We start from the raw sequence: 14,727 nt of genomic DNA on the forward strand, positions 1-14,727 counted from the left end.
CCTGGTATCGGCATCCGCGCAGGTTCTTTGTATCAAACCGCTCCCCTGCGTCCGCGATGGACGCGACGCTTCGAAGACGCTTGCATGTCAGAATGAGTGTCCGGGACGCTTGCTCGCGTCCCGGACCGGGCCTCGCCCGTTACTTCGCAGCCGCGACGGCGGCGACGAGTTCCTTGACCGCCTCATCGGAGGTCAATTCACCGTTGAACTCGCGCGTCACGACGTCGTAGATCGCGTTCTTGACGGCAGCTGGGTTGGCATGGCCATGGGCCATGGAACCGAACAGCGTGCCGTTGGTGTTGGCTTCGGCGAGATCCTTGATGCCCTTCTTGCCGCAAGCGTCGAAGTCCGTATCCGGAACGTCGGTGCGTGCAGGAACCGAACCCTTGACGACGTTGAAGGCCGACTGGAAGGTCGGGCTTTCGATCGCCGAGGCCATCTGCAGCTGTGCCGGGATCTTGTCGTCAGCAACCTTGAACATCGCGAACTGGTCGGAGTTGAAGGTGACGGACCCTTGCGTACCCGGGAAGCGCATGCAGACGAAATCGGTGCCTGGCACCTTCTTCGCCTTCAGGAACTCGCCCTTGGCCCAGTCGCCCATGAACTGCAGGCCGGCCTTGTTCTCGATCACCATTGCCGAAGCGAGGTTCCAGTCGCGGCCGGAGAAGTTGTCGTCGACATAGGAGCGCAGCTTCGTCATGCGGTCGAAGGCTTCCTTCATCTTGTCGCCACCGAGCGCTGCCGGATCGAGATCGATGAAGGCCTGCTTGTAGAAATCATTGCCGAGCGAGAGCACGACGGCGTCGAAGATCGTCGCGTCCTGCCACGGCTGGCCGCCATGGGCGATCGGCGTGATGCCCTGAGCCTTGAAGTTGTCGAGAAGGACGATGAGCTCGTCCCAGTTCGCCGGCTCCTTGCCGCCGGCCTTGTCGAGGGCAGCCTTGTTGATCCAGACCCAGTTGGTCGAGTGGACGTTGACCGGAGCGGCGATCCAGTGGCCGTCATACTTCGAGAACTGCTGCAGGGCCGTCGGGATGACCTTGTCCCAGCCTTCCTTGGAAGCGGTATCGTCAAGGTTGCCGAGTGCGCCTTCCTTGGCCCAGTCGAGAATATCGAAACCGAGCATCTGCACTGCGGTCGGAGCGTTGCCCGAGGTGACGCGGGCGCGAAGCACGGTCATGGCTTCCGTGCCGCCGCCGCCGGCGACCGGCATATCGGTCCAGGAAATACCCTTGCTTTCGAGGTCCTTCTTCAGAACGTCGAGCGCAGCAGCCTCACCGCCGGAAGTCCACCAGTGCAGCACTTCCACGTTTTCTGCTGCGCGCGCGGCGGTGGCCGCCATCATCAGCGCCACAACAGCCGTCGTCGTCATCAACTTGCGCATCGTTATCCTCCCGTTTGCAAGTTATCGAAGCGGAACCTCCTCCCGCCTCGGATATCGCACCGCCTAAGGCAGCGGCTGGCCAATTTAAAACGTTATAAATTCAGCAAGTCAAGCATTCCGCACGCGTGCACTTCCTCACCTCACGAAGCAATTGAATTTGCTGAATTATATACAACAGTTTGCGTTTCGCAGTGCAGCAATTCATGCCGCGTCGCGAGATTTAAAACGTTTTCATGATTCGATTGCCTAAGCGTTCGTGCCACGTTACAAAAGCCGCTCTTGACCGCCTTGAGGATGACTAGCATTGGCCGATTCCCCCAAGCCCGCCCGTTCCGAAGACATTGGTTCGCCCGCCAGACGGGGCAAGCCGACCCTTCGCACGATCGCCGAGATCACCGGGCTTGCGGTCACCACCGTTTCGCGCGCCCTCGCCGAAGCGCCGCAAATCTCCGCCGACACCCGCAAGCGGGTTCGCGAGGTGGCGATCGAAATCGGCTATTCGCCCGATCGCGCCGCCCAGCGCCTGAAGACCGGCCGCACCAACGTCATCGCCGTCCTGCTCGACCCACACGAGGAAATCCTCGGCTATGGCACCTCGATCATGAGCGGCATCGCCAAGGCGCTGCAGGGCACGTCCTATCACCTGATCGTCATGCCGAACTTCCTCAACACGACCAATGTCGAGGCGGTGAACTACATCACCCGCAACAGCATGGCTGATGGTCTGATCTTCTCGCGCACCGAACCGCTCGATCCGCGCGTCATGTTGCTTTCGGAGATCGGCTTTCCGTTCGTCACCCACGGACGCACCGAGCTTTCGACCCCGCACGCCTATGTCGACTACGACAACTTCACCTTCTCCTACCAGGCCACCCGCCGGCTGATCGCCAAGGGGCGCCGCAAGCCGGCACTGATCAGCGGCCCAACCGACTTCACCTTCGGCGGCCACCTGCAGCACGGCTTCATGACCGCCGTGCGCGAGGCGGGCTGCGCCTACGAAATTCTCTCCGGTATCGATCTCGACAGCCCGGCCGGCGACATCCGCGACCGTGTTCGCCAGCGTTACGCCGAGCCCGACCCGCCTGATAGTTTCATGTGCGGTGGCGAAGTCTGTGCTCTCGCCACCATTACCGGCATGAGCGATTGCGGCCTGACGCTCGGCAACGAATACGACATTGTCGCCAAGCAGACGTCGCACCTCCTGGGCGCGATCCAGCCCCAGGTGGAAACGATCTATGAGGATCTGACGGCTACGGGCGAGGACATGGGCCGCGTGCTGCTCCAGCGCATCGGCGGCGAAACCGACGTCAACAAACTGCAGCTTCTGCTCTCTCCGCAGATCCCCGCCAACTGGTCGGCATCGAACTGAACCGCGCGACAACGACAGGCCGGCGGCGTGCCATGACGCCCCTGCCCGTTTCGTTGCTGCGATCCCTGCCGACATCATCCGTCTCCCCTTGTCCCCTAGAGCGTTTCCGGTTTAAACGGAGTCACGGCGACGCTCTATCTCTTTGTTTTTACGTATTTCCTGACGGAAAACCGCTTCGCACTTTTCCTGGAAATGCTCTAAGTTAGCGCGGCATCCACCAGCCGGTGCGGGCGCCGATATGCATGTTGAGCGTTTTGGTTTCGGTATAATCCTCGACCGCATGCCGACCGAGTTCGCGGCCGAGGCCGGACTGGCGATAACCGCCGAACGGCAGCTCGGAAGCCCCATCCATGAAGGTGTTCATCCAGACCGTGCCGGCGCGCACGCGGCGGCCGATCGTCAGGCAGGTGTCGAAATCGCGGCTCCAGACACCGGCCGACAGACCGTAGTCGATGGAGTTGGCGATGCGGATTGCCTCGTCGGTGGTCTCGAAGGTCAGCACCGACAGCACCGGCCCGAAAACCTCCTCGCGGGCAACAGCCATGTCGGGTCGCACCTGTGAAAGAATGGTTGGCGCCATGAACTGTCCCATGCCGAGATCGAGTGCAGCGCCGCCATGAGCGACAGCGGCACCATCCTTCGATGCGGCAGAAACATAGCCGGCAATCTTTTCCAGATGCTGCGGCGTGATGATCGCGCCGACCTGGGTTTCCGGATCGAGCGGATCGCCGACCTTGACCTTGGCCGCGAGTGCGGCGATGCGCGCCGTCACCTCCTCGGCAATGTCGCGGTGAAGGATCAGCCGCGAGCCGGCATTGCAGCATTCGCCGGCGTTGAAGTAGGCGCCGAACACGGCCGCATCGATGAACTCGTCGAGGTTGGCGTCGGGGAAGACAATCTGCGGGTTCTTGCCGCCGAGTTCGAGCGATACCTTCTTCAACGTCTGCGCCGCATTGGCCATCGTCAGACGGCCGACGCCGGTGGAGCCGGTGAAGGAGATCATGTCGACATCCGCGTGCGTCGTCATCGGCGCGCCGACCTCGGGACCCGTGCCGGTGAGAATGTTGACGACACCGGCCGGTACGCCGGCCGCTTCGAGAATTTCGCCAAGCACGAGCGTCGAGGCTGAGGTCAGTTCGGAAGGCTTGACCACTGTCGTGCAGCCGGCGGCAAGCGCAAAAGGCAGCTTCTGGCTGACGATCAGGAACGGGAAGTTCCACGGCGTGATGATCGAAACGACGCCGATCGCTTCGCGCAGAACCACGCCGAGCGTGCCGTCTCCCAGCGTATTGTAGCTTTCGCCGTGAAGATCACGGGCAAGAGCAGCAGCATAACGCCAGATATCGGCAGCGCCACCCAGTTCGCCCTTGGCCTGGCTGATCGGCTTTCCCGATTCGATGGCGTCGAGGAAAGCAAGCTCGTCGGCGCGCGCGGCAATCATGTCGGCGGCCTTGAGCAGGATCAGAGACCGCTCGGACGCCGTCATGCGCGGCCAGGGGCCATCGTCGAAGGCGCGACGGGCAGCAGAGATCGCCCGCTCGGCATCGCCGCTCGCTGCTGCCTGATAGCGGCTGACGACGACGCCGTGGCCGGGGGCGACGCGCTCGATCGTGCGTCCGTCGGCGCTGTCGACCCATTTGCCGTCGATCAGCATCTGGAACGTGCGCACCTTGTGATCGCTAAGTGCCTTGGGCCTCACCAGAACCGTCATTACCATTCTCCCTTGAACTGGGCTTCGCGCTTTTCGGAAAAGGCAGCGACCCCTTCCCTGAGGTCGCCTGTCTTGGCGACGAGGATGGACCCCAGCGCTTCGACCGCGGCACCATTGTCCTCGCCGTTCGCCGAGGCGATCATCAGTTTTGAAATCTCGAGCGCGGCCGGGCCGCGCTTTGCCACGCGGGCTGCGTAGTCGCGCGCCGCCTGCATCACTGTTCCGGTCTCGACGACCCCATCGACAAGGCCTTCGGCCTTCGCCGTCTCTGCCGTAAACATCTCACCGCCGAGTACCATGCGCCGCACGATCTGCGCGCCGAAACGGACGACGAGACGTTGCGTGCCCGACCAGCCGGGAACCATGCCGAGGCTCGTTTCCGGCAGGCCGATCTTGATCTGGCTTTCGGCGATCCGGATGTCAGCCGCCGCGGCTAGTTCCAGGCCGCCGCCGAGGGCATGGCCGTTGAGCGCTGCGATGACGGGCATTCTCAACGTCGCCAGCCGCTCGAAGACGCGATGGCCAAAGCGCACCCAATCATGACCGAAGGCTGCGGCATCCATGCCGCCCCAGGCCTTGATGTCGCCACCGGCGGAGAAGGCCTTGCCCTCACCCGTCAGGATCAGCACGCGCACGTCGCGCATCACTTCCACCGTATCGCAGGCGGCAGCGAGCGCCTTCAGCATGTCGATGTCGAAGGCATTGAGCTTGTCCGGACGCGCGACAGTCATCGTCGCGATCGGGCCGTCGACTGCGATCTGGATGCGCTCCTCAGACACGGGCGCCTCCCGCAAGCGTACGGGCAGCCTTGACCGGCAGTTTCAGGCCGATCGGCGCCTCGTGGAAAAGTGCCGCATCCATGGTCTTCAATCGATCGGATACAAGGAGCGGAAATTCGGACTGGTCGAGAATATGTGCCTGCAGGTCGACACCCGGCGCGATCTCGGTCAGCATCACGCCTTCGGGCGTCAGCTTCATCACGCAGCGCTCGGTGACATAGGTGATGTCCTGCCCCTGCTCGACGCCGCGGCGGCCCGAGAAGGTGACGTGTTCGACCTCGTTGACGAGCTTCTTCAGCTTGCCTTCCTTCTCGATCACCAGCTTGCCATCGGCGACGGCAAGCTTCGCGCCGGCGTTGAACATGCCGGAAAAGACGATCTTCTTGGCTCGAGCAGTAATGTCGACGAAGCCGCCGGCGCCGGCCGTCACATGCGGCCGGAAGGAGAGCTTCGAGACATTAACCGAACCGTTGCGGTCGATTTCGAGGAAGGAGAGCAGCGAGGCATCGAAGCCCGCGCCCTGGAAATAGGTGAACTGGTAGGGCGAAGGCATGAAGGCGTCAGCGTTCGACGCGCAGCCGAAGGCGAAATCCAGGAGCGGTACGCCGCCGACAGCCCCCTGTTCGATCACCCAGGTGACGGCGCCATGCAGGCCCTCCTCGAGCAGGATGCGCGGCACGTTGGCCGAAATGCCGAAGCCGAGGTTGACGGCGCTGCCCGTTTGCAACTCCTGCGCCACCCGGCGGGCAATCACCTTCTGGATGTTGAATTCCGGCACGCGGAAACTGTCGAGCGGACGGAAGATCTCGCCGGAGATGGCCGGATCGTAGAGCGTCTGCGTCGTCTGCTTCTGGTCGGGATCGACGACGACATAGTCGACGAGCACGCCCGGCACACGCACGTCGTGCGGCTTCAACGAGCCTTCCTTGGTGATGCGCTTGACCTGGGCAATGACGATGCCGCCATTGTTGCGGGCGGCCAGCGCCTGATCGAGACCACCGAGATAGGCACCCTCGTGCTCATAGGTAAGATTGCCGCGCTCGTCCGCAGTCGTCGCGCGAATAATCGCCACCTGCGGTGCGATCGCCTTGAAATAGAGCCAGTCCTCGCCCTCAAAGGCGACCTTTTTGACCACCGGCTCGACTGACGCCGAGGCATTCATGGCGCAGCCTTCGCGCGACGGATCGACGAAGGTGTCGAGCCCGACCTTGGTCATAACGCCAGGGCGCTTGGCGGCGGCCTCGCGGTGCATGTCGAAGAGAACGCCGGAGGGGATATTGTAGGCTGCAACCTCGTCGGCGCCGATCATCTGCCAGATCAGGGGCGGTTCGGCACTCGACGGACCCGAGGGATAGGAGCCGCCGATGATCCTCTTCAAAAGTCCCTTCTTGGCGATGTAATCGACACCCTTGATGCCGCTCATGTCGCCGGCGGCGATCGGGTGCAGCGTCGTCAGGTCGCGAGGATGGCCGGTTGCGTCAAAACGCTCGCCGATCGCCTTTAGCATCAGATCGGGGCAGCCAAGACCACTCGACGACGAGACCGAAACGACGGCACCATCCGGGATCAGCGCGGCGGCCTCAGTGGGTGAAATATGCTTGTTCATCGACATCAACTCAAAGTCCCGTTTCGATCGCAGCCGCCTGACCGGTCGCTGCCGCCTTGACGACCGCAAGGCCGGTTGCCAGCGACCAGACACCGTCCTCGCCGGTTGCCGAGGGCTGGCCATGGCCTTCGATCGCTGAATGAAACGCCGCAAGGGCGGTTTCATAGAGATTGGCCGGATCGAGCGGCAGTTGGCTTTCGCCCTCGGCATTACGCAAGGTGACGGTGCCGACCGGCTTCTGCGTCATGACGTTGCGGCCAATCAGCGACCCCTCCGTGCCGTGGACTTCGAACCCGGTCTCGGCAAACTTGGTGGTGAAAGCATCGTGGAACTGGGCGATGACGCCCGACTGGAAGCGCAGCACCCCCATGACGCCGTCCTCCACCCCCTCCTTGCCCATGCCGGCGCTATGGCTGATGGCAACGGCTTCGGCCGGATCGTCGTTAAGGACGAAGCGCAAGGTGTCGGCATCGTGCACGGTAATGTCGAGAATGACGCCGCCACCGGCTTCCGGCCGCTCCAGCCGCCAGCCCTGCAGATGCGGCGGCAGATAGACCGCATGGAAGACCCGTGCCGCGATCGGCCGGCCGATCCGCCCTTCGGCGATGGCATCCCGCATCGCCCGGTGGGCAGCGGCGTTGCGCAGGTGATGGTTGGTGCCAAGCACCACGCCGGCTTCGCGTGCGGCGACAACCATTTCGCGCGCATCCTCCAGCGTCATCGCCAAGGGCTTTTCACATAGCACGTGCTTGCCGGCCCGAATTGCCGCCAGCGTCTGCTCGCGGTGCAGCTCGTTGGTGGTCGAGACGTAGACGGCATCAACATCGGGATCACCGACCAGTTCCTCGACCGACGTCACCGACTTGCCGATGCCATTTTCCGTGGCATAGGCAGCACCGCGCTCAGCGCTGGTGCTCATCACCGAAACCACTTCGCCACCGGTGGCGCGAATTGCGCCAATGACCCATTCGCGCGCGATCGTGCTCGCGCCGATCAGACCCCATCTGTTCATGACAATGCCTCCCTCGTTCTGCGCTCGATCGCAGCACCGCAGCTCTGGCGAACGACGAGACGCACCGAACCGATAATCGCTTCGGCCTCCGCCTTGCCCGCATTGATCTGCTTCAGCAGCAATTCCGCCGCCCTCTGCCCCATGCCTTGCGGATCGACGGACACGGTCGTCAGTGCCGGCACCGCCGTCTTCGCCTCGATCACATCGTCGAAGCCGATCACAGCAAAGTCGGCGCCCGGCTCCAGCCGCCGCGCCCGCAGGCCGTCGCAGACACCGAATGCGACCGCGTCGTTGAAGCAGAGCGCGGCCGTTGGCCGGTCGGAAAGCATCATCGCCTGCTCGATGGCCGTGACACCGCCGGCGCGCGATGGCGCCGAGCCGATGACAAGCGCCTCGGCCGCATCAAGTCCCGCCTCGAGCAAAGCTTCGCGGTAGCCGCGCATGCGCGCCTCGAATACGGCGGTGTCGTGGAAACCACCGAGGAACGCGATGCGCCGATGACCCCGCTCGATCAGGTGGCGCACCGCCGCCATGGCGCCGGCATGATTGTCAGACGTCAGCGATGAAACGCCCGCGTCGGCGATATCGCGAACGACGAGCACGACGGGGATGCCGCTATCGACCAGAGGCGCCAGATCGGCAGCCTCGGTGCCGCGCGCCGGGGAGATGATCAGCCCGGAGACCCCATGCTCGCGCATGGACGCCACGACCTCGCGTTGCCGCTCGATCTTTTCATTCGTGTTGGCGAGAAACTGGACGAAGCCGGCTGACTGCACCACGGTATCGACGCCAACCGCCAGTTCGGCAAAGAAGCTGTTGGTCAGGTCGTTGACGACGATGCCGATGATCTTCGACTTCGATTGGCGCAGGTTGGCAGCGCTGCGATTGTAGACGTAACCAAGCTCGCGAATGGTCGCGTTGACCTTGGCGCGCGTCACCTCGTTGACCAGCGAGCTGCCCTGAAGGACGAGCGACACGGTCGACTTCGACACGCCGGCTGCGTGTGCGATATCCACCACCGTTACCCGTTCCTTGACCAAAGCACCCTCCCAAACCCGCCTTATTTTTCACATTCATAATTGGAACGTTCCAAATTCGTCAAGAGGTGGAGGATCACTTTTTTGGTTTCCGTACTATTCTATGGCCATCTCAGTCCCAGCGATACAGGTAATAGATCCACGGCATCACCGTTGTAATTGTTTATAAATATCCTTGTTTACAATGGCTTATGCCATATTTTTCTTTTCATTCCGGAGCCTTGGCACCTCGATTGGCATCGGATGCCAGATTTCCCACTTGAAATTTGGAACGATCTAAATTATTCGAATGCAACGATCCGAGGAGGAGAAGAAAGCCGATGACAAGCCTGACGCTGCCACGCCATGACGGTTCACTTGAGCGATACAGTCTGGCGGGCATCCCGATCGAGCGGCCAAGCGCCGCCCCAACCTTCAATCGCATTGCCTATGCCGCCGCTCATGTTGTGTCGGATCCGTTTCGCGATGCCGATCCCTGGGGCAATGCCGCCATCGACTGGGAGCGGACGATGGCCTTCCGCCATCATCTCTGGGGCCTGGGCTTCAAGATCGCCGAGGCGATGGACACCGCCCAGCGCGGCATGGGCCTCGCCTGGCCGGGCGCGCAGGAACTGATCCGCCGCTCCCTCACCGAGGCGCGAAGCGTGCCGGGCGCTGACCTTGCCTGCGGTGCGGGCACCGATCACCTGGCGCCCACTGAGGCACGCTCGCTCGACGACGTGATTGCCGCCTACGAGGAACAAATCGGATTCGTCGAGGGTGAGGGCGGCCGCGCCATCATGATGGCAAGCCGCGCGCTTGCCCGCGTCGCCCGCTCGCCCGACGATTATCGCCACGTCTACGGTCACATTCTGCGCCAGACAAAAAACAAGGTCGTGCTGCATTGGCTCGGCGACATGTTCGATCCGCAGCTCAAGGGTTACTGGGGCTCTGACGATTTCAATGAGGCACTCGACGCGGTGCTGTCGATCATCCAGGCCAACCGCGACAAGGTTGAAGGCATCAAGATCTCCCTGCTCGACAACGCCAAAGAAGTCGCCTTGCGCAACCGACTGCCGGAGGGCGTACTTTGCTTCACCGGCGATGACTTCAACTATGCGGAGCTCATCGAGGGCGACGGCGCGAAATACAGTCACGCACTTCTCGGCATTTTCGATGCGGTGGCACCTTCCGCCTCCAAGGCGCTTGCGGCATTGGCCAAGGGCGATGTGGCCACTTTCCGTGGCGTCATCGAGCCGACCGTGCCGCTGTCGCGCAAGATCTTCGAGACGCCGACACAGTACTACAAGGCCGGCGTCGTTTTCCTCGCCTGGCTGAACGGCCACCAGGGCCATTTCACCATGCCGGCAGGCATGCAGTCGGCGCGTGGCCTGCTGCACTACTCCGACATCTTCCGGCTTGCCGACAAGGCCAACGTGCTTGATCGACCCGAGTTGGCGGCAAAGCGGATGCAGAGCTTTGTTACGACCCTCGGCGTCGAACAGGCCGGCTGACAACGAAAAACGGCGCCCGCAACGGGCGCCGTCGATGACCGGGGCAGCGACCCCGGCGGATGGCCTCAGAACGTTGTCGTCAGGCTCATCCAGAAACGGCGGCCCTCCATCACCGTGTTGAAATCCGTCTGCTCGACCTTCTTGTCCAGGAGATTGTAGACGGCGGCACTGAGGGTCAGGCCTTCGCCGAGCAGTCTCGGCAACGCCTCCGACTTCGAGGCGGCGCGCAACACGGCGCGCGCACTGTGGTCGGGCCGATCGCGCCAGATGGCGCGGTAGGACCGACAATCATGCCTCAGGCCGCCAGGCCCTTCTTGGCCAACATGGCATCGGGGCTCGGCAGCTTGCCGCGGAACCCCTTGTAGGCGTCTTCCGGATCGATGGAGCCGCCGACCGAATAGACGTTGTCCCTGAGCTTGCGCGCCATGACGGGATCGAAAGGATTGCCCGTCTCTTCGAAGGCGGCAAACGCATCCGCATCGAGCACTTCCGACCACATGTAGGAATAGTACCCCGCAGAGTAGCCGTCCCCGGAGAAGACATGCAGGAAATGCGGGCTGCGATGCCGCATGACGATCGACTTCGGCATGCCGATCTTTTCCAGTGTCGCCGTTTCGAGCGCCATCGGCTCACCCTGCGTTTCCGCCGTGTGATAGGCCATGTCGACCAAGGCGGACGAGGTGAACTCGACCGTGGCGAAGCCGGAGTTGAAGGTGCGTGCGGCCAGCACCTTGTCGAGCAGCGCCTCGGGCATCGGCTCGCCGGTCTGGTAGTGCACCGCATAGCGCTTGAGGATATCCGGCACCGTCAGCCAGTGTTCGTAGAGCTGCGAAGGCAGTTCGACGAAATCTCGCGACACGCCCGTACCGGATACGGAGGGGTAGGTGACGTTGGATAGCATGCCATGCAACGCATGCCCGAACTCGTGGAAGAGGGTGCGCGCGTCGTCGAGCGACAGGAGCGCCGGCTTGCCTTCAGCGGGTTTGGCAAAGTTGCAGACGTTGTAGATGATCGGCAGTTCGCCGACGGTGCCGTTCTTGAGCGTCAGCTTGTGCTGAGACTGGAACGAACTCATCCAGGCGCCGGAGCGCTTCGACGAACGCGCGAAGTAATCGCCGAGGAACAGCGCCACAAGCTTGCCGGCGGCGTCGCGGATCTCGAAGACGCGCACATCCGGATGATAGCCGGCCATGCCCTTCTTTTCCGTCGCGGTGATGCCGAACAGGCGCTGGGCGACATCGAAGCAGGCGTAGATGATCTTTTCGAGCTGCAGATAGGGCTTCAGCTCGCCTTCCGAGAAATTGAACTTTTCGGCACGCAGCTTTTCCGCATAGTGGCGCCAGTCCCACGGCATGACGTCGTGATTGCGGCCTTCGGCTGCGATCAGCTTGGCAAGATCGGCCTCTTCCTCGCGGGCACGGGAGACCGCCTTTTCCCAGACCTGCATCAACAGGCCGTTCACGGCTGCCGGTGTCTTGGCCATGGTGTTGTCGAGCTTCAGCGCCGCGTAATTGGCATAGCCGAGCAGCCTGGCCTTCTCGGCCCGCAGAGCCAGCGTTTCGGCGATGAGGCCGCGATTGTCGGTCTCGCCGCCATTCTCACCGCGGGCGATCCAGGCCCGGAAGGCCTGCTCCCTCAGCTCGCGATTGTCGGAGAAGGTCAGAAACGGCTCGATGATCGAACGCGACAGCGTCACCGCATATTTGCTCTTTTCGCCGCGGTCGCTGGCGGCAGCCGCCATGGCGTCGCGCAGGAAGTCCGGCACCCCGGCCAGATCCTCGTCGCTCTCAAGGAAGAGGGCCCAGTTCTTTTCGTCGGCAAGCACGTTCTGACCGAACTTGGCGCCGAGGCCGGCAAGCGTCTCGTTGATCGCCGCCAGCCGCTCCTGCTCATCCTTCGCCAGCTTCGCGCCGGATTTGACGAAACCCTTCCAGTGCCGCTCCAGGACCCGCGTCGCCTCAAGGTCGAGACCGAGGGTTTCGCGGTTTTCCCACAGCGTGTCGATCCGCTTGAACAGCGCTGCATTCGTGCCGATCCTGGAATAGTGCCGGGACATTTTCGGCGCGATGTCGCGTTCCAGCGCCTGGATGGTTTCGTTGGTGTCGGCGCCGGCCTTGTTCCAGAAGAGCGAGGAGATGCGCGACAGCTCATCGCCGGCAATCTCAAGCGCGATCACGGTGTTGTCGAAGGTCGGCGCATCAGTGCTTCCGGCGATTTCGTCGATCTCCGCTTCATGCACCTTGAAGGCCGCCTCGAAGGCGGGCGCGAAATCCGTGTCCTTCACCAGGTCGAAGCGGGGCAAGCCCTCATGTCCGGTCCAGGTCGTCAGGGCAGGATTGAGCGGGGTGCTGGCGGTCATGAAGGATCCTTTCGCATGCGGATGCCGGCTAATGGCCGGGGAGGGGAGCGCCCACGCAGCTGGAGACAACGTCGGGCGGAAGAGCTTGAGGTGGTTGCTGGCGGCCCCAGCGTCAAGACTTGGGCTTGGGTTTCAGGGCTTGCGCAGACCGAGAAGGCCGGGGGCGGCGTGCCACACGGCCTGGACGGCAAAGCCGATGAACAGCAGCCCTGAGAGCCGAACGATCGCCAGCTCATGGTGGCGATAGAAACGCCGAACGACCGACGCGCCGATGATTACGATCAGGATCAGGTCGGCAACGAGAAAGCCGATAAGCGAGACGCCGAGCAGCATCGGCAGGGCGTCGAATTCAAGCGCGTTGGCGGAGCCGGCGAGCAGGGCGGTGAAGGTCGCGAGCGCCACCGGATACCCCTTCGGGTTTGTCAGGCCGAAGATAAGCCCGCGCCGGAGCGGTCGCTCCACCGTGATCAGCGCCCTGTTTTCGCCCGTCGGCCGGGCGCGCAGCGCGGTCCAGCCGATCCAGCCGAGATAGAGGCCACAGAAGAGGCCGAGAATGTCGAAGATCGTCGTGCCGACCGAACGCGCGCCGACGATCGCAACCAGCGCCAAGCCCGACCAGAGGATATCGCCGGCGAGATGGCCGCCCATGAACAGGGCGCCTGCCTTGCGGCCCTGGCCGGCACCGATGCCGAGCAAGGCCAGAAAAGCCGGCCCGGGAATGAGCGTATAGGAAAGGGCGGCGAGAAAGGCACCGATCAGCAGCGTCTCGGACATGGCGGGTCCCCGGTTGTGTCAGCGACCATTCGATCCCCAGCCAACGATTCCGTCAAGCGGAAAGGCTGCTCCGAGAGAATGTCGAAACGGGAACTGCAAAAACGCTCCAGGATTTCAAGGCGCACGGTCGCTTCGCGAAAATCGGTAGGCGCGAACGGCAAGACAGACCTCCACCGAAGAGTGGCGGCATGCAGTGACACGAAGAACTGTGTTCTAGCGACGGGAACCGCTGGCTCGACGGTTGCCGAAGACAAGGGCATTGACGCTGGCGCCGAGAAGCGTCGTGATCTCGTGAGTGAAATTGCGCATGATCTCGATCCTTTTCCGTGTGTGTGCGGGCGTTGCGGCTTCGGGCCGCGGATGTGAGAATTCCACCCTTTCGGCGTGCACGCTGTTTCTCCGGTAACCGGCGCGGGGCCGGGATGTTGGCGCACAATTCTTTCGTCGCGATCATTTCCCTCGATACGAAGTTGCGCTAAGACGCGCGCGAGTTTTCCCCGCGAGAAGGACTTTCCATGACAGTGCGCAATCTCTTCCTTCTGCCCGGCGACGGCATCGGCCCGGAAGCCATGGCGGAAGTCCGCAAAATCATCGCCTACATGAATGCCGAGCTTGGCGCCGGCTTCGTGACGGACGAAGGCCTCGTCGGCGGTTCTGCCTATGACGCCCACGGCCAGGCGATTTCGGAAGGGGACATGGCCAAGGCGCTTGCAGCCGACGCCGTGCTGTTTGGTGCCGTCGGCGGTCCGAAGTGGGATGCCGTGCCTTACGAGGTCCGTCCCGAAGCCGGTCTCTTACGCCTGCGCAAGGACCTGCAGCTGTTTGCCAACCTGCGCCCGGCCATCTGCTATCCGGCGCTTTCCGCCGCATCGTCGCTGAAGCCGGAACTGGTCGAAGGCCTCGACATCCTGATCGTGCGCGAGTTGACCGGCGGTGTCTATTTCGGCGAGCCGAAGGAAATCATCGATCTCGGCAACGGCCAGAAGCGCGGCATCGACACCCAGGTCTACGACACCTACGAGATCGAGCGCATCGCCGGCGTTGCCTTCGAACTGGCCCGCACCCGCAACAACCGCGTCTGCTCGATGGAAAAGCGCAACGTCATGAAGTCGGGCGTGTTGTGGAACCAGGTGGTGACCGAAACCCACAAGGCGAAATATTCCGATGTCCAGCTCGAGCATATGCTGGCCGATGCCGGCGGCA

12 protein-coding genes are annotated in these 14,727 nt (G+C 62.8%); 3 read left to right on the forward strand and 9 right to left on the reverse strand.

Annotation, left to right across the window (positions count from 1 at the left end; translation table 11 throughout):
* Positions 1–139: 139 nt before the first annotated feature.
* The gene (locus IB264_RS18250; RefSeq protein WP_371412274.1) at positions 140–1,372 is read right to left on the reverse strand and encodes an ABC transporter substrate-binding protein; all 1,233 of its coding nucleotides are present in this window, start codon (positions 1,370–1,372) and stop codon (positions 140–142) included.
* Positions 1,373–1,688: 316 nt separating this feature from the next.
* On the opposite strand from IB264_RS18250, the gene IB264_RS18255 reads away from it, so the two are divergent.
* On the forward strand, positions 1,689–2,753 hold the full coding sequence (locus IB264_RS18255; RefSeq protein WP_025425260.1) for a LacI family transcriptional regulator: 1,065 nt from the start codon (positions 1,689–1,691) through the stop codon (positions 2,751–2,753).
* Between the two features lie 202 nt (positions 2,754–2,955).
* Here IB264_RS18255 and IB264_RS18260 read toward each other — a convergent pair whose 3' ends face one another.
* Genes IB264_RS18260 through IB264_RS18280 form a run of 5 tightly spaced genes read right to left on the reverse strand, consistent with a single transcriptional unit; the run spans position 2,956 to position 8,901 of the window.
* Positions 2,956–4,464: an aldehyde dehydrogenase family protein gene (locus IB264_RS18260; protein ID WP_025425261.1), complete on the reverse strand. Its 1,509-nt coding sequence runs from the start codon at positions 4,462–4,464 to the stop codon at positions 2,956–2,958.
* Positions 4,464–5,243 (reverse strand): enoyl-CoA hydratase/isomerase family protein, encoded by a 780-nt coding sequence (locus tag IB264_RS18265; protein ID WP_025425262.1) that lies wholly within the window; start codon positions 5,241–5,243, stop codon positions 4,464–4,466. The genes IB264_RS18260 and IB264_RS18265 overlap by 1 nt, the downstream gene beginning before the upstream one ends.
* Positions 5,236–6,855, reverse strand: coding sequence for an acyl CoA:acetate/3-ketoacid CoA transferase (locus IB264_RS18270; RefSeq protein ID WP_025425263.1), 1,620 nt, complete (start codon positions 6,853–6,855; stop codon positions 5,236–5,238). The genes IB264_RS18265 and IB264_RS18270 overlap by 8 nt, the downstream gene beginning before the upstream one ends.
* A 4-nt stretch (positions 6,856–6,859) precedes the next feature.
* On the reverse strand, positions 6,860–7,861 hold the full coding sequence (locus tag IB264_RS18275; protein ID WP_025425264.1) for a Gfo/Idh/MocA family protein: 1,002 nt from the start codon (positions 7,859–7,861) through the stop codon (positions 6,860–6,862).
* Positions 7,858–8,901: a LacI family DNA-binding transcriptional regulator gene (locus IB264_RS18280; RefSeq protein ID WP_025425265.1), complete on the reverse strand. Its 1,044-nt coding sequence runs from the start codon at positions 8,899–8,901 to the stop codon at positions 7,858–7,860. Before IB264_RS18280 ends, IB264_RS18275 begins: the two co-directional genes overlap by 4 nt.
* A gap of 317 nt (positions 8,902–9,218) precedes the next feature.
* Between IB264_RS18280 and IB264_RS18285 the strand changes: the two genes are divergently transcribed.
* The gene (locus IB264_RS18285; RefSeq protein ID WP_025425266.1) at positions 9,219–10,391 is read left to right on the forward strand and encodes a dihydrodipicolinate synthase family protein; all 1,173 of its coding nucleotides are present in this window, start codon (positions 9,219–9,221) and stop codon (positions 10,389–10,391) included.
* A gap of 65 nt (positions 10,392–10,456) precedes the next feature.
* Here IB264_RS18285 and IB264_RS18290 read toward each other — a convergent pair whose 3' ends face one another.
* The 3 genes from IB264_RS18290 to IB264_RS18300 form a co-directional block, all read right to left on the reverse strand.
* A complete protein-coding gene (locus IB264_RS18290; protein ID WP_156408076.1) occupies positions 10,457–10,594 on the reverse strand; it encodes a hypothetical protein in 138 nt (45 codons plus the stop codon).
* Between the two features lie 92 nt (positions 10,595–10,686).
* Positions 10,687–12,750: a M3 family metallopeptidase gene (locus tag IB264_RS18295; RefSeq protein WP_025425267.1), complete on the reverse strand. Its 2,064-nt coding sequence runs from the start codon at positions 12,748–12,750 to the stop codon at positions 10,687–10,689.
* Between the two features lie 132 nt (positions 12,751–12,882).
* Complete coding sequence (locus tag IB264_RS18300) at positions 12,883–13,524, reverse strand: LysE family translocator (protein WP_025425268.1); 642 nt, start codon at positions 13,522–13,524, stop codon at positions 12,883–12,885.
* A gap of 515 nt (positions 13,525–14,039) precedes the next feature.
* On the opposite strand from IB264_RS18300, the gene IB264_RS18305 reads away from it, so the two are divergent.
* A partial coding sequence (locus tag IB264_RS18305; protein ID WP_246811783.1) for an isocitrate/isopropylmalate family dehydrogenase occupies positions 14,040–14,727 on the forward strand: 688 nt, incomplete at its 3' end.

Source organism: Ensifer sp. ENS11 (assembly GCF_014851895.1).
GTDB lineage: Bacteria > Pseudomonadota > Alphaproteobacteria > Rhizobiales > Rhizobiaceae > Ensifer > Ensifer canadensis.

Coding starts and splice junctions, on each gene's coding strand:
- IB264_RS18250 (WP_371412274.1), bottom strand. CDS start 1,372: ATGACGACGACGGCTGTTGTGGCGCTGATGATGGCGGCCACCGCCGCG.
- IB264_RS18260 (WP_025425261.1), bottom strand. CDS start 4,464: ATGACGGTTCTGGTGAGGCCCAAGGCACTTAGCGATCACAAGGTGCGC.
- IB264_RS18270 (WP_025425263.1), bottom strand. CDS start 6,855: ATGTCGATGAACAAGCATATTTCACCCACTGAGGCCGCCGCGCTGATC.
- IB264_RS18275 (WP_025425264.1), bottom strand. CDS start 7,861: ATGAACAGATGGGGTCTGATCGGCGCGAGCACGATCGCGCGCGAATGG.
- IB264_RS18285 (WP_025425266.1), top strand. CDS start 9,219: ATGACAAGCCTGACGCTGCCACGCCATGACGGTTCACTTGAGCGATAC.
- IB264_RS18295 (WP_025425267.1), bottom strand. CDS start 12,750: ATGACCGCCAGCACCCCGCTCAATCCTGCCCTGACGACCTGGACCGGA.
- IB264_RS18300 (WP_025425268.1), bottom strand. CDS start 13,524: ATGTCCGAGACGCTGCTGATCGGTGCCTTTCTCGCCGCCCTTTCCTAT.